Consider the following 23,536-nt stretch of genomic DNA (forward strand, 5'->3'; position numbering starts at 1 on the left):
TGTTGACCCGTGATGAATTTGAAGGATGTAGAACATGAAGATCTGTGAAAACCGTGTGGTGATCATCACCGGTGCCGGCGGTGGCCTGGGCCGCTCCTACGCGCTGGCCTTCGCTGCCGAAGGCGCGAAAGTGGTGGTCAACGACATCAACCGCGAAGCGGCGCTGGCCGTGGTCGGCGAAATCCTCGGCCAGGGTGGCAGCGCCGTGGCCAACAGCGACGACATCACCCGCTATGACTCGGCGGGGCTGATCGTGCGCCAGGCCATCGAAACCTTCGGCGACCTGAACGTGGTGGTCAACAACGCCGGCATCTGCCGCGACCGCATGTTCGCCAGCCTCAGCGAAGCCGACTGGGATGCCGTGGTGGCCGTGCACCTCAAAGGCCACTTCTGCATTTCCAGTCACGCCGTGAAGTACTGGCGCGAGCAGGCCAAGGGTGGCGCCAAGGTCGATGCGCGGATCATCAACACCAGTTCCGGCGCCGGTTTGCAGGGCTCCATTGGCCAGTCCAACTACGCGGCGGCCAAGGGCGGTATTGCCTCGCTGACGCTGGTGCAGGCGGCTGAACTGCGCCGCTACGGGATCACCGCCAACGCCTTGGCCCCGGCCGCTCGCACCGGGATGACCGAGCAAGTGTTCGCCGACACCATGAAAAAACCGGAAGAAGGCTTCGATTACTTCGCCCCGGAAAACGTCGCGCCGTTGGTGGTGTGGCTCGGCTCCGAGGCTTCCGCCGAGGTGACCGGGCAGATGTTCGAGGTCGAGGGCGGCAAGTTGTCCATCGCCGACGGCTGGCGCCGTGGTCCGCAACTGGATCGCCAGGGCCGTTGGGCGGTCGGCGAGATGGGCGACGCCGTTGCACAGTTGGTGGCTCAGGCCGTTCCGGCGGCCAAAGTGTACGGCAGCTGAAAAAGTCCGGTCTCGGGAGGGCGGCGCGCGGCTATAATCGGCCGACGTTTCCCTCTGTCACCACACGAGACCTGCCATGACCATTTCCCTGTACGACGCTTCCGTGCCTGTTTTCCAGCAAATGCTCAACGCTCTGAGCGATGTACTGAAAAAAGCCGAAGCTCACGCCACCGAAAAAAACATCGACCCTAACGCCTTCCTGCAAGCGCGCCTGTTCCCGGACATGTTCCCGCTGGTGCGTCAGGTGCAGATCGCCGTTGATTTCAGCAAGGGCGTTACCGGTCGCCTGGCCGAAGTCGAATTGCCGAAGTACGACGACACAGAAACCACCTTCGCGGATTTGCAAGCGCTGATCGCCAAGGCCCTGGCTTTCATCGGCAGCATTACGCCTGCGCAGATCAACGGCAAGGAAGGCATCGAGATCGTCACCCGTCCGGGCACGCCTAAAGAGAAGCGCTTCAGCGGCCAGTCCTACCTGCTGACCTACGGCCTGCCGCAGTTCTTCTTCCACGTCACCACCACTTACGCACTGCTGCGCCACAACGGCGTGGAAGTGGGCAAGCGCGACTACATGGGCGCGTTCTAAACCGTCCAGGCACAAAAAAGCCCCCGCAACCTCAGGTTGCGGGGGCTTTTTCATGTGTACGCATTTATCAGCTACACCACGGTTCCTGTAGGAGTGAGCCTGCTCGCGATGGCGGAGTATCAGGCGACATCTATGTTGAATGATTAAACGCTATCGCGAGCAGGCTCACTCCTACAAGGATTTGTGTCAGGCCAGGCGTTCTGCTTTTGCCTCTTCACCCAGGCAAGCCGCGGCGGTGAACAACACATCGGTGGAGGAGTTCAGCGCAGTCTCCGCCGAGTCCTGCAACACGCCGATGATGAAGCCGACCGCGACCACCTGCATGGCGATTTCGCTCGGGATGCCGAACAGGCTGCAGGCCAGTGGAATCAGCAACAGCGAACCACCGGCCACACCCGAAGCACCGCAGGCGCAGATTGCCGCGACGACGCTCAGCAGGATCGCGGTGGGAATGTCCACGGCGATGCCCTGCGTGTGCACGGCCGCCAGGGTCAGCACGGTGATGGTGATTGCCGCGCCGGCCATGTTGATGGTCGCGCCCAGCGGGATCGATACCGAGTAGGTGTCTTCGTGCAGGCCCAGTCGCTTGCTCAACTCCAGGTTGACCGGAATGTTCGCCGCCGAACTACGGGTGAAGAACGCCGTGATGCCGCTTTCGCGCAGGCAGGTCAGCACCAGCGGGTACGGGTTGCGACGCAGTTTCCAGAACACGATGAGCGGGTTCATCACCAGCGCCACGAACAGCATGCAGCCCAGCAGCACAGCCAGCAGGTGCGCATAGCCGATCAAGGCGCCGAAACCGGAAGTGGCCAGGGTCGATGCCACCAGGCCGAAGATGCCCAGCGGGGCGAAGCTGATCACCAGACGCACGATCACCGTCACGCCGTTGGACAGGTCGCCCAGCACTTCACGGGTGGTGTCGCCGGCGTGGCGGATGGCAATGCCCATACCGATGGCCCACGCCAGGATGCCGATGAAATTGGCATTCATCAGGGCGCTGACCGGATTATCGACCACGCTCAGCAACAGGCTTTGCAACACTTCGCCAATCCCGCCTGGCGCAGTCACCGCGACGTCCTGGGTCGACAGCACCAGGCTCGACGGGAACGTCATGCTGGCAACCACCGCGACCACGGCCGCGGCGAAAGTGCCCAGCAGATACAAGAACAGAATCGGCCGGATGTGGGTTTCCTGACCGTGTTTGTGGTTGGCAATCGACGCCATGACCAGCACGAACACCAGAATCGGCGCGACGGCTTTCAGCGCCGAGACAAACACTTTGCCGATGAACGCCGTGGACTTCGCCAGGTCGGGGGCAATCAGCGCCAGGGCAATACCGGCGATCAGGCCAATCACGATCTGTGTGACCAGGCTCAAGCGTTTAAGGCGTTGCAATAGAGAAGGGGATGAAGCAGTCATAAAACGGCATCTCTGGTTTTTTATAAGTGCATGGTTTCGCCGCAGTTGCAGCAACAAGCAGGGCAGGCCGCAGGCGGGAAACCGAGAGGGGAACACGGGGCTAATGCCAGCGCTGATTCCTGTGGCGAGGGAGCAAGCTCCCTCGCCACAAAGGGCGCGGACTTTATCACAGCGTAGGAGCTATCTTTCAGACCTGTGACGAACTGCCACCCTGGCATTCAACGAGATAGGCAGGTTCGAGCAACCGCATCCGAAAACACTCTGTTAAGATTCGCCATCCTCATTTTCATGTCTGCCAGTGGGCCTTCGGGCTATCGCTGGTGTTTTCGTTTTCTGGAGTTTTGCATGCTGTTGCCCATTCTTCTGTTGTCCGCCGCCGGCTTCACGGTGCTGACCACGGAATTCATCATCGTTGGCCTGTTGCCAGCTATCGCCCGGGACCTGGAGGTCAGCATCCCGCAGGCCGGTTTGCTGGTGACCCTGTTTGCTTTCACCGTGGCCGCGTTCGGGCCGTTCCTGACGGCGTATTTCGCTCGCTTCGAGCGCCGCAAGCTGTTCATCTCGGTGCTGATCATGTTCGGCCTGGCCAACACGCTCGCGGCGCTGGCGCCGAATATCTGGGTGATGGCGTTTGCCCGCTTGATCCCGGCGCTGGGGCTGCCGGTGTTCTGGGCCTTGGCCAGCGAAACGGCGGTGGACATCGTCGGGCCGGATTACGCCGGTCGCGCCATCGCCAAGATCGGCTTCGGCATCGTTTGCGCTACGGTATTCGGCATTCCCGTGGGCACGCTGATTTCCGATGCGTTTGGCTGGCGCAGTGCCTTCGCGATTCTGGCGGTCATCGCCTTTGCCAAGGCGTTGCTGCTGTTTATCTATCTGCCCAAGACCAACCTGCACCAGCATCAGGTGAGCTTTCGCTCGCAGTTCAAGATCCTGCGCAGCCCGCTGATGCTCGGTCACGTGCTGCTGTCAGTGATTGTGTTCAGCGGCATGTTCACCGCGTACACCTATCTGGCGGACATCCTTGAACGACTGGCCGGGTTCAACGGCACCGTGGTTGGCTGGTGCCTGATGGGCTTCGGCGCGGTCGGGCTGATCGGTAACTCCCTGGGTGGCCGGGCGGTGGATCGTCATCCGCTGATGGCGTCGATGATGTTCTGTGCATTCATGATTGCCGGCCTGGTGGCGCTGGTGCCGAACATCCATTCGCCGCTCGGTCTGGCGGCGGCGATGGGCATCTGGGGCGTGACCCAGGCGGCGTTGTTCCTGGTCAGCCATGTGCGCCTGATGAAAGCTGCGCCCGAAGCACCGGCGTTTGCCGCGTCGTTGAACATCGCCGGGGGCAACCTCGGTATCGGTCTGGGCGCGATGATCGGTGGCCGGGTGATCGACAGTGTTGGCCTGCAAGGCCTTGGCTTTGCGGCCGCCGCTTTCATTCTGGCTTCGATACTGCTGGCCATCGCCCTGATGACCTTCAAGCCGCGCGAAGAGGTTACAGCGCTGTAAACAGCTCGCGTCGGGCACCTTCGGTAATGGCGACAATGCCGGGGTGCTTGACCTTGCGTTCCACTGAGATGGCATAGAACGACTCGCTCACCGCGTCGGTCTGGCCAATCACCTCCACGCCATACTGGCGTTGCACTTCATCGGCAATCACGCTCGGGCCAATGAAGATTCCGCTGCCGGATTGGCCGAAGGCCTGCATCAGGGCGCTGTCGTCGAACTCACCGACAATTTTTGGCTGGATCTGCTGCTCGGCGAACCAGCGTTGCAAGCGGCTGCGCACCACGGTTTCCGGCCCGGGAATCAGCAGCGGCGCACCGTGCAGATTGCGCGGAAAGTCGTGTCCATAACGTGCCGCCAGTTCCGGGGTGGCGAAGAAGCTGATCCCGCACTCACCAAGTTTCTGGCTGTAGCCCTTGATGTCCAGGTGCGACGGCATCGGGCTGTCGGAGATCACCAGGTCCAGGCGCTGGATCGCCAGGTCGGCCAACAAACGTTCAAGCTTGTCTTCGCGGCACGTGATGCGTAGCGGTTCGCTCAGTTCCATGGTCGGTGCAATCAGGCGATAGACGATGGACTTGGGCACCACGTCGGCCACGCCGACGCGAAACAGGATCTGCTGTTCATTGGGTTGTGCCCGCAGCATCAGTTCCAGTTCGCCACCGAGCTGGAACATTTGTTCAGCGTAGGGCAGGGCCTGGCGGCCGGCCTCGGTCAGTTCGAGTTGCCGTCCGACGCGCCGGAACAATTCAATGCCAAAGGTCTGTTCCAGTAATGAAATCTGCCCGCTGATGGTTTGTGGCGTGAGATTGAGCTGCTCGCAGGCACGCACGATGCTGCCGGTCTTGGCCACCACCCAGAAGTAATGCAATTGCCGATAGTTGAGCATGGTGTCTAACACTTCGTAAAAATCGAAGTATAACCGCTGAAAATACGAATTTTCCTGAAGTATTCATTTCCCTAGAATGCATCGCTATCAACGGGCCATCGTTTAGGTCCCGTTCGTTCTATCGAGGAAAGCATCATGAAGCTTAAAGCCACGGCACTGTTGATCACGTCTTTACTGGTACTGGCCGGTTGCGACCAGGCCGAGAAAAGCGCGCAACAATTGATGGGCAAGGCTGCCGAAAGCGCCAAACAGGCGATTGACGATACCCACAAGGCCGCCGAGCAAGCACTCAGTGACGCCACCAGCGGGTTGATCAGCAAAAAAGAATCATCGGAAAAAGAATCGGAAAAAACCGAATCTTCCTCCCAGGAAATCTAAACCGTATTACAACGAGTCAGGACTGACCCATGGACTACCTTTTACAACTTGCCGCCAGCCCCACCGCCTGGGTCGCCCTTGCCACCCTGATTGTGATGGAGATCGTGCTCGGCATCGATAACCTGATCTTCATCTCGATCCTGACCAACAAGCTGCCCTTGCACAATCGACAGCGGGCTCGGCGCATTGGTATCGGCATGGCGTTGATCCTGCGTCTGGGCTTGCTGAGCACCATCGCGTTCATCGTCCAGTTGACCGCACCGGTGATCGAGATTCTCGGCCACGCGCTCTCCTGGAAAGACATGATCCTGATTGCCGGTGGCCTGTTCCTGTTGTGGAAGGCAACCACCGAGATCCATCACAGCATGGACCCGGCACCGGAAGATCCGAAGTCGGCGACCTCGACCGTGACCCTGGGCTTCGCTGCCGCGATCGGTCAGATCCTGATGCTGGACATGGTGTTCTCCATCGACAGCATCATTACCGCTGTCGGCATGACCGAGCATTTGCCTATCATGGTCATCGCGGTGGTGGTGTCGGTACTGGTGATGTTGCTGGCGGCTGATCCGCTGGCCAAGTTCATCAACGACAATCCGACGGTGGTGATGCTGGCCCTGGGCTTCCTGATCATGATCGGCATGACGCTGATCGCCGAAGGCTTCGGCGCCCATGTACCGAAAGGCTACGTCTATGCGGCCATGGCATTCTCGGCTTCGATCGAGGTGTTGAACATGATGTCCCGCCGGGCCAGGCAGAAGCAGGTGGCCACTGAGGCTTAACCCACGCTAATAGAAACGGCCGCCTGGACTCCAAGGAGTGCAGGCGGCCGTTTTTGTTGGTATCGGATAAAGGTGGTGTCAGTGAGCGTTGGCGTGTTGGTTCGACGTCTCGTCCGCTTCTGGCGCAGGGGCTGGCTGGACAGGGTGATGGTGGCGGCGAGTAATGCGCAGCACGCCCCACAGCATGGCGGCGGCTACCGCCAGCCAGCCGCAAACCAACATTACTATGATCATGGTCAGGCTCATCTGTGCCTCCTCTTTGCCCTTCTTTGGGCACTCACGCTTCGCTGTCATCTCTTCAGGGAACAGTCTAGCCGTTGCTGCATTTCAGGCTATTGACCGAAAGTCGTCTGTCACCAACCAGTTCGCTCTATCGAATTCACTCCACTACCGTTTAGAGCTATACCGTAGCGGCGCGGCGACCTATGATCGACGACCAAGCCGGGAATGGGATTGCCTGGCGTCTGAACCTGAACAAGAGAGAGATGATGGTGCGGGTATTTTCTCGAATTTTGTCGGCCATGCTGATCGCCGGTTGCGTGGCAAGCCTGGCGGGCTGTGCCGGGAGCGTTGCGCCCGAGATCAAGCGCTTGCCGGAGCGAGTCGAACTCAGCGGCCGGTTCTACCGGGGCGATGCATACCAAAGCGGGCCGCAAGTGCTGGCCAGCATGCTGTCCCAGCAGGGCATCGTGATTACCCCGGGGCTGCTCGACAAACCCTTGCATTTGCCGGGGGGCGAAGCCCAGTTACAACAGAACATGCAGAACCTGGCCCGCGAGTACGGGATGGTCGTTTATCCCCTGGACAGCAACCTTGCGGCCTTGTTGACCCAAGTCGCCGCCGGTTATCCGGTGATGGTGCGCTTTACCGAAGGCTCGGCCATGTGGGCCGAACCGCGTTACGCCATTCTGGCCGGCTACAACCGCCAGAAGCAGACGGTCCTGTTGCGGGCCGGGATGAATCACCGCGAGCTGATGAGCTTCAGCTCCTTCGAGTCGGCGTTCAAGGACGCCGGAGGGTGGGCCGTGCTGATCCAGAATCCGACGCAAATCCCGGCCCAGGTCGATCAGCAGCGTTGGCTCAAGGCCGCCAACGATCTGGCCCAGGCCGGTCAGGAGCAGGCCGCCGCCAGGGCGAAAAAAGCCCTGGCCAGCCAGTAAGTCCGTTGGTCACCCGCCGGGCACCATCGCCCATCGCCAGCCTCTGATCTTAAGGGCCCGAAACATTACTTCGGGCCGAGATCAGGAGGCACCCATGGCTCATTCCAAAGCGCCCGTCGGTCCGCACTTGGCTGAACACTCGTCTGGCAATGAGCTGGGTTTCGATCCCGATTCCCCGGACCTTGCCGATCCTCAGGTCGACCCGATCGGGCCCGCCAAGGCACCGAGGGACGTGAAACCGGGTGACAACCCCAAGGCTCCGGCCAAGCCCTATGATCCACTGGGTAATCTGAAGCCTTAGGTCCAATGGAGGTGCGTATGTCTACCGATTCCAGTTTCGACGACAAACGTCCGGAAACTGTCCCCACAACCCCCGAGCAAAGCACCGATCCAGTGATGGATCCCGACAGCCCGTTGAGGGACCCTCTGGCGCGGCCAACGGTGGTGCCCACTGAAAAGCCGAAGGGTTGGAGAGATCCAAGCACCGGCGACGGTATCCCGGATGACGACCAGATGCCGTTGCCCAACGACTGAATGTCGGGCGAAAAAAAGCCCCGAATGATCGGGGCTTTTCGTGCGTTGCCGATTTGTTACTTCGAGGCTTCAACCACGCCGCTTTGGCGTTGCTTGAGGTTCTTGTCCGATTTGTACTGCAGGGCCACAGAGGGCACGTCAGCACTGTGCCCGGTTTCGACCCAGTTGCGAATTCGCGTGGCATCGGCAAAGTGGGTGTACTTGCCGTAGGCGTCGAGGATCACCAGCGTAACCGGGCGATTCGCCATATGTGTCACCAGCACCAGGCAGTGACCAGCCTCGTTGGTGAAACCGGTCTTGGTCAGCTCGATGTTCCAGTTCGCTTTGTTGACCAGATGGTCGGTGTTGCGGAAACCCAGGCTGTAGTTGGGCTTGCGGAACGACACGGTTTTTTCCTTGGTGGTACTCAGCTCGGTCAACAATGGGTACCTGTGTGCAGCGACCAGCAGTTTGCTCAGGTCGCGGGCGGTGGATACGTTGCGCGGCGACAGGCCGGTGGGCTCGACGAAGTGGGTGTTGGTCATGCCCAGCGCCTTGGCCTTGGCGTTCATCGCGGCGATAAACGCGGCGTAGCCACCTGGATAGTGGTGCGCCAGGCTCGCGGCGGCGCGGTTTTCCGATGACATCAAGGCGATCAGCAGCATTTCCCGGCGCGGCATTTCGCTGTTGAGCTTGACCCGCGAGTACACACCTTTCATTTCCGGCGTGTCGCTGATGTTGATATTGATGTATTCGTCCATGTTCTGGCGGGCTTCAACCACCACCAGGCCCGTCATCAGCTTGCTGACTGAAGCGATGGGGACGACCACGTCAGGATTGCTGGCGTAGATGACTTTATTGGTCTGCATATCCACGAGCAGGGCGCTGCCGGAAGCGATCTTGAGATGTGAAGTATCTCGCGGGGCTGCGGTGGTTTCGCCAGCGTTGGCGATTGGCGTGATGAAAGTCCCTGTAACTGCAAAAAATAGGCTCAGGATGGAAAGACGGATTTTCACGCTGGCAGACTCATAAGGTGTTGATAAGCCGTTTTGTAACGGGCTATTTCGTAAAAAGCGCGACATTCTGGAGTATGGCTGAATAACTGTCGATGGTTGATCAAGTAACAGGTGAAAGTCCTGAGAAACATGAAAAAAAAGTCATTTTCCGTCGGGTGGTCGAGGTCGTTTTGCAGGCAAAAAAAACCCCGCCAGGGGGCGGGGTTCATCGTCACGCTGTCAGTGTCCGCGTTGAAACTCAGCTGTGCAGGGTTTCAGCGGCGTAAAGGGTGTTTTCCAGCAGGCAGGCACGGGTCATCGGGCCTACGCCGCCCGGTACCGGAGTGATCCAGCCGGCGCGGGGCAGGGCGGTTTCGTAGATCACGTCACCGACCAGCTTGCCGTCGTCCTGACGGTTGATGCCGACATCGATCACGATTGCGCCTTCCTTTATCCATTCGCCCTTGACCAGGCCCGGCTTGCCAGCGGCGACAACAACCAGGTCCGCACGGCCGACATGACCGGCCAGGTCCTTGGTAAAGCGGTGGGTGACGGTCACGGTGCAACCGGCCAGCAGCAATTCCATGGCCATCGGGCGGCCAACGATATTGGACGCGCCGACAACCACGGCATCCATCCCGTAAAGGTCGACACCGGTGCTTTCCAGCAGGGTCATGATGCCTTTGGGGGTGCAGGGGCGCAGCAGCGGGATACGCTGGGCCAGGCGACCGACGTTATAAGGATGGAAACCGTCGACGTCTTTATCCGGACGAATGCGTTCCAGCAGCCTGGAGGCGTCAAGGTGTTCGGGAAGCGGAAGCTGAAGCAGAACGCCGTCGATTGCAGGATCGTCGTTCAGGCGATCGATCAGCTCGGTCAGCGCTTCTTGAGTGGTTTCGGAAGGCAGGTCATAGGCTTGGGATAGAAAGCCGACCTCTTCACAGTCTTTACGCTTGTGCGAGACATAAACCTGAGAGGCAGGATCGCTGCCGACCAGGATCACCGCAAGGCCGGGCGTGCGCAGGCCTTGCTGGCGACGCTCGGTGACACGTTGGGCGATCTGCTGGCGCAGGCTGGCGGCGATCGATTTGCCGTCGATAAGTTGTGCAGTCATTGCGCGTGATTAACCATCGAGAGGGGAAAAAAAGAGAACGCATTCTCGCATGTCGTGCGGTGAGGGCAAAGGCGCTTGGTCTGCAAATTCCCCTAACTCCTTTAATTAAATGAATTTTTTTTAAAAAGGATTTGACGACCTTCGGGTGGCTCTATACTATTCGTCGCACTTGTCGGGCACAGCCTAGCACTGGTTAGGAAGGTTGAGCGGGATTACGATTCTGCGAGACTGGAAAGCACTTAGTTTGTAGTCCTCCAAGGTTACAGCTAACAAGGCGCCCGTAGCTCAGCTGGATAGAGCATCCGCCTTCTAAGCGGATGGTCGCAGGTTCGAGTCCTGCCGGGTGCGCCATTAGGCAGCTTTGGCACAAGTAGCGCGATATGGTGGGCGTAGCTCAGTTGGTAGAGCACGGGATTGTGACTCCCGTTGTCGTGGGTTCGATCCCCATCGTCCACCCCATATTTCGAAAGGCGCCAGATTAACAGTCTGGCGCCTTTGCTTTAAAGGCTTCACCCGCGGATGTGGTGGAATTGGTAGACACACTGGATTTAGGTTCCAGCGCCGCGAGGCGTAAGAGTTCGAGTCTCTTCATCCGCACCAATTAAAGCTTCACTCAGGCGTTTGACCTGGCTGGAGCTTGATAAAGAAGTTTGTTTGGCTTCTTTAACAGGCAATATGGTGGGCGTAGCTCAGTTGGTAGAGCACGGGATTGTGACTCCCGTTGTCGTGGGTTCGATCCCCATCGTCCACCCCATATTTCGAAAGGCGCCAGATTGAAAAGTCTGGCGCCTTTTTTGTTTCAGCGGCCGCAGGTTCCGGGTCGCAGGGGTAGGGCGTTTCGTCGTATTTATGTTTCTCGATGATGCAGTCCTGCCCGCCGGCCTTGCTTGCGAGATCGGCTGTCAGGGAGATGATTGGCGACCTTGTCTATATATAGAAAGGTTGGCGCAGAGCCCTGGCGTGATTGGTTGTATTTGCTATCGGGGCGAGGTGCATTCGTGCATTCGCACCTATAAATTGCCTGCTGCGTTTTTACCCGTTTTCAGTAGGGTGACTTCTTGAGTTTGACCCACTAGAATGCATGCCCTTGATTCTGGGGTCGGAAACGGCCGGCTAACGTCTGTGCAACGAGGAATATCCATGCAAGTTTCTGTTGAAAATACTACTGCTCTTGAGCGCCGCATGAGCGTCACCGTGCCGGCTGAGCGCATCGAGAGCCAGGTCAACAAGCGTCTGCAGCAGACCGCCCAAAAGGCCAAGATTGCTGGCTTCCGTCCAGGCAAAGTGCCAATGAGCGAAATCAAGCGCCGTTTCGGTGCTGACGCTCGCCAGGAAGCTGTAGGCGACGTGATCCAGTCTTCCTTCTACGAAGCTGTGGTTGAGCAGAAGCTGAACCCGGCTGGTCAGCCTTCGATCGAGCCAAAATCCCTGGAAGCGGGCAAGGACCTGGAATACGTAGCCGTATTCGAAGTGTTCCCTGAGTTCACCGTTGCCGGTTTCGAAGGTATCACTGTAGAGCGCCTGAGCGCTGACGTGTCTGATGCCGATCTGGACAAGATGCTGGACATCCTGCGCAAGCAGAACACCCGTTTCGAAGTGGCCGATCGCGCCGCTCAAAACGAAGACCAACTGAACATTGACTTCGTCGGCAAGGTTGACGGTGAAGTGTTCGCTGGCGGTTCCGCCAAGGGTACTCAGCTGGTTCTGGGTTCCGGCCGCATGATCCCTGGTTTCGAAGATGGCCTGGTTGGCGCAAAAGCCGGTGAAGAACGCGTTCTGAACCTGACTTTCCCAGAGGACTATCAGAACCTGGACCTGGCTGGCAAAGCCGCCGAGTTCACCGTGACCGTCAACACTGTTTCCGAGCCAAAGCTGCCAGAACTGACCGAAGAGTTCTTCGCTCAATTCGGCATCAAGGAAACCGGTCTGGAAGGCTTCCGCGCCGAAGTTCGCAAGAACATGGAGCGTGAGCTGCGTCAGGCGATCAAATCCAAGGTCAAGAATCAGGTGATGGACGGTCTGCTGGCCACCAACCCGATCGAAGTGCCAAAGGCTCTGCTGTCCAACGAAGTTGACCGTCTGCGCGTGCAGGCTGTTCAGCAGTTCGGTGGCAACATCAAGCCTGACCAGCTGCCGGCCGAGCTGTTCGAAGAGCAGGCCAAGCGCCGTGTAGTGCTGGGCCTGATCGTGGCTGAAGTGGTCAAGCAATTCGACCTGAAGCCTGACGAAGCCCGCGTTCGCGAGATGATTCAGGAAATGGCTTCGGCCTACCAGGAGCCTGAGCAAGTTGTGTCCTGGTACTACAAGAACGACCAGCAACTGAACGAAGTTCGCTCGGTTGTGCTGGAAGAGCAAGTTGTGGATACTGTTCTGCAGAAAGCTAGCGTGACCGACAAATCGGTCTCTTACGAAGAAGCGGTCAAGCCGGTAGAAGCACCACAAGCCGACTGATCACTTTTGCGGTAAGAAGCAAACACCATAAGCCAGCTTTCGAGCTGGCTTATGCGTATTCAAGACATAACTATTTGGGAGTGACTGCAGAGCATGTTCCGTAATTCGTATATTCAGCAGAACTCTGATATCCAGGCCGCAGGCGGCCTGGTCCCGATGGTTGTCGAGCAGTCCGCTCGTGGCGAGCGCGCCTACGACATCTACTCGCGTCTCCTCAAGGAGCGGGTGATCTTTCTGGTTGGTCCGGTAGAGGACTACATGGCCAACCTGATCTGTGCGCAATTGCTGTTCCTTGAAGCGGAAAACCCGGACAAGGACATCCATCTCTATATCAACTCCCCGGGCGGTTCGGTGACGGCTGGCATGTCGATCTACGACACCATGCAGTTCATCAAACCCAACGTGTCGACCACTTGTATCGGTCAGGCGTGCAGCATGGGCGCGTTCCTGCTGACTGCCGGTGCACAAGGCAAGCGTTACTGCCTGCCGAACTCGCGTGTGATGATTCACCAGCCACTGGGTGGTTTCCAGGGCCAGGCGTCGGATATCGAAATCCATGCCAAGGAAATCCTCTTCATTCGCGAGCGTCTCAACACGCTGATGGCCAAGCACAGCGGGCGCACTCTCGAAGAAATCGAGCGCGATACCAACCGCGACAACTTCATGAGTGCAGATGCCGCGCGTGAGTACGGGTTGATCGATGAAGTGATCAGCCAGCGTCCTGCTTAAACCAAGCAGCTCAAAATAAGGTTGGTCGGCGGGTCCGATCACCAGCGGGCTTGAAAAAGCCCGCAATAGCCTTCATCTTGTGTTGCAAGCCTATCGGATTTGGATCGAACGAATGACTGACACCCGCAACGGCGAGGACAACGGCAAGCTGCTCTATTGCTCCTTCTGTGGCAAAAGCCAGCATGAAGTGCGCAAATTGATTGCCGGCCCCTCGGTCTTTATCTGCGACGAGTGCGTCGACTTGTGCAACGACATCATCCGCGAGGAGGTGCAGGAAGCACAGGCCGAAAGCAGCGCGCATAAATTGCCTTCGCCTAAAGAAATCAGCGGCATCCTTGATCAGTATGTGATTGGTCAGGAGCGTGCGAAAAAGGTTCTGGCCGTAGCGGTGTACAACCACTACAAACGCCTGAATCAGCGTGACAAAAAGAATGACGACGTCGAACTCGGCAAGAGCAACATCCTGCTGATCGGCCCGACAGGCTCGGGTAAGACCCTGCTTGCCGAAACACTGGCCCGCTTGCTGAACGTTCCGTTCACCATCGCCGACGCAACCACCCTCACCGAGGCGGGTTACGTGGGTGAAGATGTCGAGAACATCATTCAGAAGCTGTTGCAGAAGTGCGATTACGACGTGGAAAAAGCCCAGATGGGCATTGTCTACATCGATGAGATCGACAAGATTTCGCGCAAGTCTGACAACCCGTCGATCACCCGGGACGTTTCTGGTGAAGGCGTGCAACAAGCCCTGCTCAAGTTGATCGAAGGCACGGTCGCTTCCGTTCCACCACAAGGTGGTCGCAAGCATCCGCAGCAGGAATTCCTGCAGGTCGACACCCGTAACATCCTGTTTATCTGCGGTGGCGCGTTCTCTGGTCTTGAGAAGGTCATTCAAAACCGTTCCACCAAAGGTGGCATCGGTTTCAACGCAGAAGTGCGCAGCAAGGAAGAAGGCAAGAAAGTCGGTGAGTCCCTGCGTGAAGTCGAGCCTGACGATCTGGTCAAGTTCGGTCTGATCCCGGAATTCGTCGGTCGTCTGCCGGTACTTGCCACGCTGGACGAGCTTGACGAGGCTGCACTGATGCAGATCCTCACCGAGCCGAAAAATGCCCTGACCAAGCAGTATGCCAAGCTGTTCGAGATGGAAGGCGTTGATCTGGAATTCCGTTCCGACGCTCTGAAGTCGGTCGCCAAGCGTGCCCTGGAACGTAAAACCGGTGCCCGTGGCCTGCGTTCGATTCTCGAAGGTGTGTTGCTCGACACTATGTATGAAATCCCCTCGCAATCCGAGGTGAGCAAAGTAGTGATCGATGAAAGCGTGATAGAAGGCAAGTCCAAGCCACTGTACATCTACGAAAACAGTGAGCCGACCGCCAAGGCCGCGCCAGACGCTTAAGCGTCACGCAGCCGGTACAAAGAAGGGGCCTTCGGGCCCCTTTGCTTTTTGCGCGTTTTACACAGTCTTTGTGCTTGTTTTTTTTGAAGGCTGCCCCCATCTTGGTTTCAAGCTTACTTCCATCTGTTTCCGGCCTTACGGCCGCCGTAGAGGCGAAATCATGAAGACAACCATCGAATTGCCTCTCCTGCCATTGCGTGATGTCGTGGTTTATCCGCACATGGTTATCCCGCTGTTCGTGGGGCGCGAGAAATCCATCGAAGCCCTCGAGGCTGCGATGACGGGTGACAAGCAGATTCTTCTGCTGGCCCAGAGAAACCCGGCTGACGACGATCCCGGTGAAGAGGCCCTGTACCGCGTTGGTACGATTGCCACCGTTCTGCAGCTGCTGAAGCTGCCTGACGGAACGGTCAAGGTTCTGGTCGAAGGCGAGCAGCGGGGCGCCGTTGAGCGCTTCAGTGAAGTGGATGGCCACTGTCGTGCCGAAGTCTCCCTGATCGACGAAGTTGAAGCACCAGAGCGCGAGTCGGAAGTGTTCGTTCGCAGCCTGCTGTCTCAGTTCGAGCAATATGTGCAGTTGGGCAAGAAAGTCCCGGCTGAAGTCCTGTCGTCGCTCAACAGCATCGATGAGCCAGGCCGCCTGGTAGACACCATGGCCGCGCACATGGCCCTGAAGATCGAACAGAAGCAGGAAATCCTCGAAATCATCGATTTGTCGGCCCGGGTCGAGCATGTTCTGGCGCTGCTGGATGCCGAGATCGATCTGCTGCAAGTCGAAAAACGCATTCGCGGCCGCGTCAAAAAACAAATGGAGCGCAGTCAGCGCGAGTACTACCTGAATGAGCAGATGAAGGCCATTCAGAAAGAGCTCGGCGACAGCGACGAAGGTCACAACGAAGTCGAAGAGCTGAAAAAGCGTATCGATGCCGCCGGCCTGCCGAAAGAAGCGCTGGCCAAGGCGACGGCCGAACTGAACAAGCTCAAGCAGATGTCACCGATGTCCGCGGAAGCGACCGTGGTGCGCTCGTACATCGACTGGCTGGTTCAGGTGCCGTGGAAGGCCCAGAGCAAGGTGCGCCTGGACCTGGCGCGTGCAGAAGACATTCTGGATGCCGACCACTATGGCCTCGAAGAGGTCAAGGAACGCATCCTCGAATACCTCGCCGTGCAAAAGCGCGTGAAGAAAATTCGTGGTCCGGTGTTGTGCCTGGTCGGTCCTCCAGGGGTGGGTAAAACATCCCTGGCGGAGTCGATTGCTCACGCCACCAACCGCAAATTCGTGCGCATGGCCCTCGGTGGCGTGCGTGACGAGGCGGAAATTCGTGGCCATCGCCGTACTTACATCGGTTCGATGCCAGGAAGATTGATTCAAAAGATGACAAAAGTGGGTGTCCGCAACCCGCTGTTCCTGCTCGATGAAATCGACAAGATGGGCAGCGACATGCGTGGCGATCCGGCATCGGCGTTGCTGGAAGTGCTCGATCCGGAGCAGAACCACAACTTCAACGATCACTATCTGGAAGTCGATTACGACCTGTCCGATGTGATGTTCCTGTGCACCTCGAACTCGATGAACATCCCGCCGGCGTTGCTGGACCGGATGGAAGTGATCCGTCTGCCGGGCTACACCGAAGACGAGAAGATCAACATCGCCGTCAAATACCTTTCGCCAAAGCAGATTACGGCCAACGGCCTGAAGAAAGGCGAGCTGGAGTTTGACGCAGAAGCGATCCGCGACATCATCCGCTACTACACCCGTGAAGCCGGTGTGCGTGGGCTGGAGCGCCAGATTGCCAAGGTCTGCCGAAAGGCGGTCAAGGAACATGCGCTGGAAAAACGCTTCTCGGTGAAGGTCACCGCAGACATGCTGGAACACTTCCTGGGCGTGCGTAAATTCCGCTACGGCCTGGCCGAGCAGCAGGATCAGATCGGTCAGGTGACCGGGCTGGCGTGGACTCAGGTAGGTGGCGAACTGCTGACTATCGAAGCGGCCGTCGTACCGGGCAAGGGCCAGTTGATCAAGACCGGTTCCCTGGGTGACGTGATGGTCGAATCGATCACTGCGGCCTTGACCGTTGTCCGCAGCCGGGCGAAGAGCCTGGGGATCCCCCTGGACTTCCATGAGAAGCGCGACACGCACATCCATATGCCAGAAGGGGCAACTCCCAAGGACGGCCCTAGCGCTGGTGTAGGCATGTGTACGGCCCTTGTATCGGCATTGACCGGCATTCCGGTGCGCGCGGATGTCGCCATGACCGGCGAAATCACGTTGCGTGGCCAGGTATTGGCCATTGGCGGCTTGAAAGAAAAACTGCTGGCGGCCCATCGCGGTGGAATCAAGACCGTGATCATTCCTGAAGAGAATGTGCGCGATCTCAAAGAGATTCCGGACAATATCAAGCAGGATCTACAGATTAAACCGGTTAAATGGATTGACGAGGTCCTGCAAATTGCGCTGCAATACGCGCCGGAGCCCTTGCCGGATGTGGCTCCGGAGATAGTCGCGAAGGATGAGAAACGCGACGCAGATTCTAAGGAAAGAATTAGCACGCATTAAGTACGTATTTGCCTGGGGGGCTTTCTTGACAGCTTTTTAGAGCCCTTGTTATAAAGCGGCTCTTAAGTGTCTGTAGGCCATTCAGCACTCGTTTTTGCTTTCACCAAAAAAACTTAGAATCATACTCAAATAGATATAAGGGGACTTAGAGTGAACAAGTCGGAACTGATTGATGCTATCGCTGCATCCGCTGATATCCCGAAAGCTGCTGCTGGCCGTGCGCTGGACGCTGTAATCGAATCCGTCACTGGCGCTCTCAAGGCTGGCGACTCTGTTGTTCTGGTTGGTTTCGGTACCTTCTCCGTAACTGATCGTCCGGCTCGCATTGGTCGTAACCCACAGACCGGTAAGACGCTGGAAATCGCAGCAGCCAAAAAACCAGGTTTCAAAGCCGGTAAAGCACTGAAAGAAGCTGTCAACTAAGTTCGATTCAGGTTTTTACCCATCCGGGTCGGGGTCATGCCTGACTTGGCAGCGGAGCGGCAGTCCTGACAGCAGGTCGCCGGTTCAAGACACCGAGGGTCGCCAGTTCGAGCCCTCGATCCGCTCCGCCAGTTACGAGAAGGCGCATCCTCGGATGCGCCTTTCTTCTATCCGGACTCTACCCACGCTCCACGGTTGCCTAATTTTGAAGTTCAACCGTTTCTGGGGGACGCATGCTGCAGAATATCAGGGACAATTCACAAGGCTGGATTGCCAAGACTATTATCGGGGTCATCGTTGTTCTGATGGCTTTGACCGGTTTCGATGCCATCTTCAAGGCTACGTCGCACAGTAATGATGCGGCCAAGGTCAACGGCGATGAAATCAGCCAGAACGAACTGAGCCAGGCGGTCGATATGCAACGCCGCCAGCTCATGCAACAGCTGGGCAAGGATTTTGATGCTTCCTTGCTGGATGAAAAAATGTTGCGCGACTCGGCTCTGAAGGGCCTGATCGATCGCAAGCTGCTGCTGCAAGGCGCAGAAAACTCGAAATTCGCTTTTTCCGAAGCGGCGCTTGATCAGGTCATCCTGCAAACACCTGAGTTTCAGGTTGATGGCAAGTTCAGTTCCGATCGTTTCGACCAAGTGATTCGCCAACTCGGCTATACCCGCATGCAATTCCGCCAGATGCTGGCTCAGGAAATGCTGATTGGTCAGCTGCGTGCCGGTCTGGCCGGTAGCGGTTTCGTGACCGATGCACAGGTGCTGGCGTTTGCCCGTCTGGAAAAACAGACCCGCGATTTCGCTTCCCTGAACATCAAGGCCGACCCGGCAGCGGTGAAACTGACCGACGATGAGGTCAAGGCTTACTACGACGAGCACGCCAAGGAATTCATGACGCCGGATCAGGTGATCATCGATTACCTCGAGCTGAAGAAGGCTTCCTTCTTCGATCAGGTCAGCGTTAATGACGAAGACCTGCAGGTGGCCTATCAGAAAGAAATTGCGAACCTGTCCGAGCAACGCCAGGCGGCGCACATTCTGATTGAAGTGAACGACAAGACCACCGAGGCTCAAGCCAAGGCGAAGATCGAAGAGATTCAGGCCCGTCTGGCCAAGGGCGAGAAGTTCGAGGCCCTGGCCAAGGAGTTCTCCCAGGATCCGGGTTCGGCGAACAACGGCGGTGACCTGGGTTATGCCGGTCCTGGCGTCTACGACCCGGCGTTCGAGAAAGCCTTGTATTCGTTGGCCAAGGACCAGGTTTCCGCGCCGGTTCGCACCGATTTCGGGTATCACCTGATCAAGCTGTTGGGCGTGGAAGCGCCTGAAGTACCGACATTCGCCAGCCTGAAAGACAAGCTGACCCGTGGTCTGAAGACCCAGCAGGTCGAGCAGCGTTTCGTCGAAGCGAGCAAGCAACTGGAAGACGCCTCGTTCGAAGCCTCTGACTTGGCTCAGCCAGCGCAGGACCTGAAACTGACCGTCCACACGTCCAAGCCGTTCGGCCGTGAAGGCGGTGAGGGTATTGCGGCCAACCGTGCCGTGATCACTGCCGCGTTCAGCCCGGAAGTGCTGGATGAGGGTGCGAACAGCACCGCCATCGAGCTCGATCCGGAAACCGTGGTCGTGTTGCGTGCCAAGGAGCACCTGAAGCCTTCGCAATTGCCGCTGGAAAGCGTCTCTGCCGCGATCCGTGTGCAATTGGCCAAGGAACACGCCAGCGCCGATGCCAAGACCAAGGCTGAAGCCCTGATTGCCAGCCTGCGCGATGGCAAGACCCCGCTGGATCAGGCGGTCGACGGCCAGGCCTGGAAAGTCACCGAGGCGGCTACTCGCGCTCAGGAAGGTGTCGACCCAGCGGTGCTGCAAGCGCTGTTCCGCATGGCGAAGCCTGCGGCCAAGGACAAACCGACCTTCACCAGCGTGACGCTGGCTGATGGCAGCCTGATGATCGTGCGCCTCAATGGCGTGAACGAAGCCGCGGCGCCGACTGAAGAAGAGAAATCGCAGTATCGTCGCTACCTCGCTTCGCGCATCGGCCAGCAAGACTTTGCAGCTTATCGCAAGCAGTTGGAAAGCCAGGCAGACATCAAGCGTTACTGATGCCTGACCAGGTTTGACGCTGCACAGGAGACCCCGGCCGAAAGGCCGGGGTCTTTTTGTTTGGCCGTACGTCATTTGCCGCGGTGACTTTTGCGCAAAACCGGGGTCAATCAGCCTGTAACCGTTTTAAGACACGATCGATGCTCCGCTAAGCATCGATCTGTTGCACAATACGCCCCGAACCGTTTTCCTCAGGATGTTCAATGTTTAAATCACTTCCCATGCGGGTTGTCGGGCTGGCAGCCGTGCTTGCCACCGCGGCCGGTTGTTCATCGAACAAGGCCGCCATCTATGAGCATGAGAATTTCGACGACTCCGGTACCTTTTCCCGAAACTATCCGGTCAGCGATACCCAGAGCTGTGAAGCCGCCCGTCGCGCCTTGCTCAGCCAGGGTTACATCATCACCAGCAACGATCCGAAGCTGGTCAGCGGCCACAAGAGCTTCCAGCAGACCGGCGAGAATCACATGGAGATCAGCTTCAGTGTGGTCTGCGCCGATGACGGCAGCGAAGGGCACCACGCGACCGTATTCGCCAATGCCCTGCAGGATCGTTATGCGCTGAAGAAGACCAACAACTCCGCCAGTCTCGGTGTGGGTGTGTTGGGCTCGGTGTCGATGCCGATCGGCTCCTCCGATGACTCGATGGTCAAGGTCGCCAGCGAAACCGTATCGTCTGCCAAGTTCTACGAGCGTTTCTTTGCACTGGTCGAGCTGTTCCTGCCACCGGAAGCGAAAAAGGCTGCGCACATCCCCGAAAAGCCGAAAACGGACCTGGGCATGCCTGAAGCCAAGGTAGCACCGGCACCGCTGGCACCTGCCCCGGCTGCGGCTCCCGCTGTACAGCCTGCTGCACCTGCACCTGCACCCGTAGAAGCGGTTCCAGCGGCCTCCGAGCCGGTTGCCCCGCCTCCTGAAGCGGCGCCGATTACCCCGGTTCAGAACACAGAACCGGCACCTTCGGCAGAAACCATCACGCCACCGACAAACCCGACGGACATACCACCGCCGAGCGAGCCGATTCAGGCGATTCCCGTTTCTGGCCAGTGATCCATCGCGTTACGGGATCGGCCAGCGAGTAACGATCCCGTAGCGGGCGCAAAGATTGACCCTCATCAACAAGGTCCGCTGTTCTGCGGCCTTGCGCGAAAAAACCAATGATAAATTCCTGACCAGCTGCTACGTTTTATTCAGTAGCGACAGAGTGTCGTGTCCGCGTCATTTTTCTTTCACGCGGGCACTTTATGCTCAAGGGATTGGTCATTTATTCAGGCGTTTTTCAATACGGGTTGGGGGATTCAAAAATGGACGATTATCAAGAAGAGCTGCTCGAGTACCAGGCTTTCGAACTGGACCCACTGGAGCCGGCGGAAGACGCTACCGAGTTGTAGACATCAGGCGGATTGGCGATGGCTGCGGCGAAACTCGCCGGGTGTCTGCCCGTTCCAGCGTTTGAATGCGCGTTGAAACGCTTCTGCTGAGGCAAAGCCCAGCAGGTAGGCGATCTCTCCGAACGCCAGTTCGGTGTCGCGTATGTAAGTCATGGCCAGGTCGCGACGGGTGTCGTTGAGAATCGCACGAAATTGTGTGCCTTCATCGGCGAGCTTGCGACGCAAGGTCCAGGTGGGCAGCTTCAGGCGTGCCGCCACCTCCTGCAGGTCGGGCTCCCGACCACCATTGAGCAAAGGTCCCAGCAGCGCGATGATGCGTTCACGCAGGCTGCGGGTGCGTGTCAGTTGTTCCAGTTCCCGCTCACACAGTTGCAGCAAATGCCGCCAGGTGCTCGGGCAATGCTCGGGGTTGCGCTGGGCGAGACTTGCCAGGCTCAAGCGCAGTTGATTGCGCTCGCCGCCAAACTGAATCGGACAATCACCCAACACGTCATAGGCCGCACGGTAATCGGGCTCCTCGAATTCGATTTCGATGCGTTCGGCGTGCAGTGGGGCAGGGCTGATACTGGATAATTGCTGCAACCAGCCGGCGATGATCGAATCCACCACAAAGCGGTTGTAGGCGTTATAGGGGCTGATCGAATAGAAGCGCAGCCAGGCGCCCTGGGCGTCTTCATGAAAGCTTGATTGACCCCGATAGTTGGAGCCGTACAAGGCTTCGAATCGAATCAGGCAGCGTGCGGCTTCTCGTACCGTCGGCGCCTGGGCCGCAGTGACGCCAGCGAGGCCGACCTGACTCAGGCGACTGAGTTGGCCCATGCGCAGGCCAAGGGCCGGGTTCTCGGTCAGTTGAATGGCGCCGTGGCCCAGGCGCATATAGCGCGGTATCGACAGTCGGGCACCCGCTTCGCCCAGGCGCGCGGCATCGAGACCGTATTGATCGAGCAGTGGCTGCGGATCGACGCCATGACTGCGCACGGCATCGGCCAGGCTATGAACAAAACCCACCGACAGATCGCCGAGGCGCATCGGTTGTGGATTCATGGCTTACAACCAGAGGTTCAGCAAGCGCGCACCCTGGGCGTTGCCATCGGCAAAGTGCTGGCCGTTGCTGCTGAGGAAACTATGCCCGGCGCTGCCCTGGTCCCAGAACTGACCCCGCAGGAACACACTCATGCCAGCGACTGCCTGACTGGCCGGCGTCCGGGTCGTGAGGGTCAGGCGCTGCCAGGCCTGGCCTTCACTGACTTCTCCAGGCTTCAAGTTGACCGACGTCGGCGCCGACGACCCCCTGTAGCCGCGCCAAGGTTGATCCCAGGTGCCACGGCCGGCAACAAAGGCCGGTACCGCAACCAGCTGTACGCTCTGGTCGTTGAGCTTGAGGTAGTTGTCCGGGTACCAGCTGTCGTGGCCGATCAATACGCCCAGCCTTCCTGCGGGGGTATCAACGACGTTGAGCGAGTGCTCGCCGTTCGCCTTGATCCCGTTCTGTTCTGCGAAGAACGGGTGTATCTGGCGCTGGGGCTGGCCGATCGGCAGGCCTTCGCTGTTGAACACCACGCTGCTGTTGTACAGCGCGCCGCGGCCGATTCTCAAGGTACCGTCGATGATGCTTGGTTCGGGCAGCACGATGGAACCCGCCACCAGCGTCACGTGGAATTCCCTGGCCAGCCCTCCGAACAATGCCTGGTAGTCCCTGGCCATTGCCTTGGCTTTCATGCGCAGGTGGGCATCGTCGAGACGGTTGCCGCCCTCGGCGCTGATCAGCGCCTTGGCGAACTTCAGGGGATTGCTCACCGCCAGCCAGTTCATGGCTTCCTTGAGGGTGCTGGCCTGATACAGCTCATCCTTCTCGCCGCTGACCATCAGCCAGGTACCGACGTGCTCCGGCAACACGACGACGGTCTTGCGGTTCAACAAACCCTGGTCCCGGGCTGCTTGCAGATAGGCCGCGAGCTTGCGGTGCAAACGCTCGGGACTTTGATAGTCGGTAGGAAACAGTTCGGGCTGGATGCCCAACAGGTTGCCACGGTCCGCAGGCGTGCCCTGGTCGATAGCCAGGCTGATCCGCAGGTCCGAAAGGTAATGACCCACCGGCCGGTCTGCGGCCCACATCGCGTAGGTCGTGAGGGCGGCGAGCAACGCCATGGAAAATGTCAGGTACAAAAGTTTGCGCATGGGGAAACAGTTTACAGCCTGGAGCCGGGCGTGGCTTTTCATTTGGATTTGGATCGAGCAT

General features: G+C 58.3%; 22 protein-coding genes and 4 tRNA genes. 19 read left to right on the plus strand and 7 right to left on the minus strand.

The window, feature by feature from the left end; genetic code table 11:
- Positions 1–34: 34 nt before the first annotated feature.
- Together KGB07_RS16125 and KGB07_RS16130 are read left to right on the plus strand one after the other, a co-directional pair.
- Positions 35–910 carry an SDR family oxidoreductase gene (locus tag KGB07_RS16125; protein ID WP_223465925.1) on the plus strand — a complete coding sequence of 292 codons (876 nt, stop codon included), beginning with the start codon at positions 35–37 and terminating at the stop codon, positions 908–910.
- 76 nt (positions 911–986) lie between these two features.
- Entirely contained in the window at positions 987–1,496 is a 510-nt protein-coding gene (locus KGB07_RS16130; RefSeq protein WP_046043063.1) for a DUF1993 family protein, read from the plus strand.
- 186 nt (positions 1,497–1,682) lie between these two features.
- On the opposite strand, the gene sstT is transcribed toward KGB07_RS16130, so the two are convergent.
- The gene (sstT, locus tag KGB07_RS16135) at positions 1,683–2,915 is read right to left on the minus strand and encodes a serine/threonine transporter SstT (RefSeq protein ID WP_223465926.1); all 1,233 of its coding nucleotides are present in this window, start codon (positions 2,913–2,915) and stop codon (positions 1,683–1,685) included.
- Positions 2,916–3,260: 345 nt separating this feature from the next.
- On the opposite strand from sstT, the gene KGB07_RS16140 reads away from it, so the two are divergent.
- Positions 3,261–4,421: an MFS transporter gene (locus KGB07_RS16140; protein WP_223465928.1), complete on the plus strand. Its 1,161-nt coding sequence runs from the start codon at positions 3,261–3,263 to the stop codon at positions 4,419–4,421.
- On the opposite strand, the gene nhaR is transcribed toward KGB07_RS16140, so the two are convergent.
- Positions 4,408–5,307 (minus strand): transcriptional activator NhaR, encoded by a 900-nt coding sequence (gene nhaR, locus KGB07_RS16145; RefSeq protein ID WP_046043060.1) that lies wholly within the window; start codon positions 5,305–5,307, stop codon positions 4,408–4,410. The two genes, KGB07_RS16140 and nhaR, sit on opposite strands and share 14 nt — an antisense overlap.
- A gap of 135 nt (positions 5,308–5,442) precedes the next feature.
- Here nhaR and KGB07_RS16150 point away from each other — a divergent pair, with 135 nt between their 5' ends.
- Together KGB07_RS16150 and KGB07_RS16155 are read left to right on the plus strand one after the other, a co-directional pair.
- Positions 5,443–5,685: a hypothetical protein gene (locus tag KGB07_RS16150; protein ID WP_008048837.1), complete on the plus strand. Its 243-nt coding sequence runs from the start codon at positions 5,443–5,445 to the stop codon at positions 5,683–5,685.
- Between the two features lie 29 nt (positions 5,686–5,714).
- On the plus strand, positions 5,715–6,464 hold the full coding sequence (locus KGB07_RS16155) for a TerC family protein (protein WP_223465930.1): 750 nt from the start codon (positions 5,715–5,717) through the stop codon (positions 6,462–6,464).
- A 78-nt stretch (positions 6,465–6,542) separates the two neighbouring features.
- On the opposite strand, the gene KGB07_RS16160 is transcribed toward KGB07_RS16155, so the two are convergent.
- Positions 6,543–6,710, minus strand: coding sequence for a hypothetical protein (locus KGB07_RS16160; RefSeq protein WP_185754846.1), 168 nt, complete (start codon positions 6,708–6,710; stop codon positions 6,543–6,545).
- Between the two features lie 179 nt (positions 6,711–6,889).
- Between KGB07_RS16160 and KGB07_RS16165 the strand changes: the two genes are divergently transcribed.
- The 3 genes from KGB07_RS16165 (at position 6,890) to KGB07_RS16175 (ending at position 8,158) form a co-directional block, all read left to right on the plus strand.
- Entirely contained in the window at positions 6,890–7,624 is a 735-nt protein-coding gene (locus KGB07_RS16165) for a peptidase C39 family protein (protein WP_223465935.1), read from the plus strand.
- Positions 7,625–7,718: 94 nt separating this feature from the next.
- Positions 7,719–7,925: a DUF6021 family protein gene (locus KGB07_RS16170; protein WP_223465936.1), complete on the plus strand. Its 207-nt coding sequence runs from the start codon at positions 7,719–7,721 to the stop codon at positions 7,923–7,925.
- A 17-nt stretch (positions 7,926–7,942) separates the two neighbouring features.
- Positions 7,943–8,158, plus strand: coding sequence for a hypothetical protein (locus tag KGB07_RS16175; protein ID WP_007977127.1), 216 nt, complete (start codon positions 7,943–7,945; stop codon positions 8,156–8,158).
- Between the two features lie 56 nt (positions 8,159–8,214).
- Here the strand turns inward: KGB07_RS16175 and pbpG are convergent, their stop codons facing one another.
- Positions 8,215–9,153 (minus strand): D-alanyl-D-alanine endopeptidase, encoded by a 939-nt coding sequence (gene pbpG, locus KGB07_RS16180; RefSeq protein WP_046043053.1) that lies wholly within the window; start codon positions 9,151–9,153, stop codon positions 8,215–8,217.
- A 238-nt stretch (positions 9,154–9,391) separates the two neighbouring features.
- On the minus strand, positions 9,392–10,246 hold the full coding sequence (gene folD / locus KGB07_RS16185) for a bifunctional methylenetetrahydrofolate dehydrogenase/methenyltetrahydrofolate cyclohydrolase FolD (RefSeq protein ID WP_046043051.1): 855 nt from the start codon (positions 10,244–10,246) through the stop codon (positions 9,392–9,394).
- Positions 10,247–10,520: 274 nt separating this feature from the next.
- Between folD and KGB07_RS16190 the strand changes: the two genes are divergently transcribed.
- The 11 genes from KGB07_RS16190 to KGB07_RS16240 all read left to right on the plus strand — a co-directional run bounded on the left by KGB07_RS16190 (position 10,521) and on the right by KGB07_RS16240 (position 20,956).
- A tRNA-Arg gene (locus KGB07_RS16190) sits at positions 10,521–10,597 on the plus strand.
- A gap of 32 nt (positions 10,598–10,629) precedes the next feature.
- A tRNA-His gene (locus tag KGB07_RS16195) sits at positions 10,630–10,705 on the plus strand.
- 56 nt (positions 10,706–10,761) lie between these two features.
- Positions 10,762–10,846, plus strand: a tRNA-Leu gene (locus KGB07_RS16200).
- A gap of 78 nt (positions 10,847–10,924) precedes the next feature.
- A tRNA-His gene (locus tag KGB07_RS16205) sits at positions 10,925–11,000 on the plus strand.
- Positions 11,001–11,386: 386 nt separating this feature from the next.
- Positions 11,387–12,697: a trigger factor gene (gene tig, locus KGB07_RS16210; RefSeq protein WP_046043049.1), complete on the plus strand. Its 1,311-nt coding sequence runs from the start codon at positions 11,387–11,389 to the stop codon at positions 12,695–12,697.
- Positions 12,698–12,790: 93 nt separating this feature from the next.
- Entirely contained in the window at positions 12,791–13,426 is a 636-nt protein-coding gene (gene clpP, locus KGB07_RS16215) for an ATP-dependent Clp endopeptidase proteolytic subunit ClpP (RefSeq protein ID WP_015094302.1), read from the plus strand.
- Positions 13,427–13,538: 112 nt separating this feature from the next.
- Positions 13,539–14,822, plus strand: coding sequence for an ATP-dependent Clp protease ATP-binding subunit ClpX (gene clpX, locus KGB07_RS16220; protein WP_007982210.1), 1,284 nt, complete (start codon positions 13,539–13,541; stop codon positions 14,820–14,822).
- 160 nt (positions 14,823–14,982) lie between these two features.
- Positions 14,983–17,379: an endopeptidase La gene (gene lon, locus KGB07_RS16225; RefSeq protein WP_046043048.1), complete on the plus strand. Its 2,397-nt coding sequence runs from the start codon at positions 14,983–14,985 to the stop codon at positions 17,377–17,379.
- A gap of 150 nt (positions 17,380–17,529) precedes the next feature.
- Positions 17,530–17,802: an HU family DNA-binding protein gene (locus tag KGB07_RS16230; RefSeq protein ID WP_002552737.1), complete on the plus strand. Its 273-nt coding sequence runs from the start codon at positions 17,530–17,532 to the stop codon at positions 17,800–17,802.
- A gap of 233 nt (positions 17,803–18,035) precedes the next feature.
- Positions 18,036–19,907: a SurA N-terminal domain-containing protein gene (locus KGB07_RS16235; protein WP_223465937.1), complete on the plus strand. Its 1,872-nt coding sequence runs from the start codon at positions 18,036–18,038 to the stop codon at positions 19,905–19,907.
- 203 nt (positions 19,908–20,110) lie between these two features.
- Positions 20,111–20,956 (plus strand): DUF2242 domain-containing protein, encoded by an 846-nt coding sequence (locus KGB07_RS16240; RefSeq protein WP_223465938.1) that lies wholly within the window; start codon positions 20,111–20,113, stop codon positions 20,954–20,956.
- Between the two features lie 344 nt (positions 20,957–21,300).
- On the opposite strand, the gene KGB07_RS16245 is transcribed toward KGB07_RS16240, so the two are convergent.
- Together KGB07_RS16245 and KGB07_RS16250 are read right to left on the minus strand one after the other, a co-directional pair.
- Positions 21,301–22,341: an AraC family transcriptional regulator gene (locus KGB07_RS16245; RefSeq protein WP_046043043.1), complete on the minus strand. Its 1,041-nt coding sequence runs from the start codon at positions 22,339–22,341 to the stop codon at positions 21,301–21,303.
- Positions 22,342–22,344: 3 nt separating this feature from the next.
- The gene (locus tag KGB07_RS16250) at positions 22,345–23,475 is read right to left on the minus strand and encodes a carbon-nitrogen hydrolase family protein (RefSeq protein WP_046043042.1); all 1,131 of its coding nucleotides are present in this window, start codon (positions 23,473–23,475) and stop codon (positions 22,345–22,347) included.
- Positions 23,476–23,536: the final 61 nt, after the last annotated feature.

Origin of the sequence: Pseudomonas sp. GL-RE-26 (assembly GCF_019956275.1) — a bacterium.
Classification (GTDB): Bacteria; Pseudomonadota; Gammaproteobacteria; order Pseudomonadales; family Pseudomonadaceae; genus Aquipseudomonas; species Aquipseudomonas grandcourensis.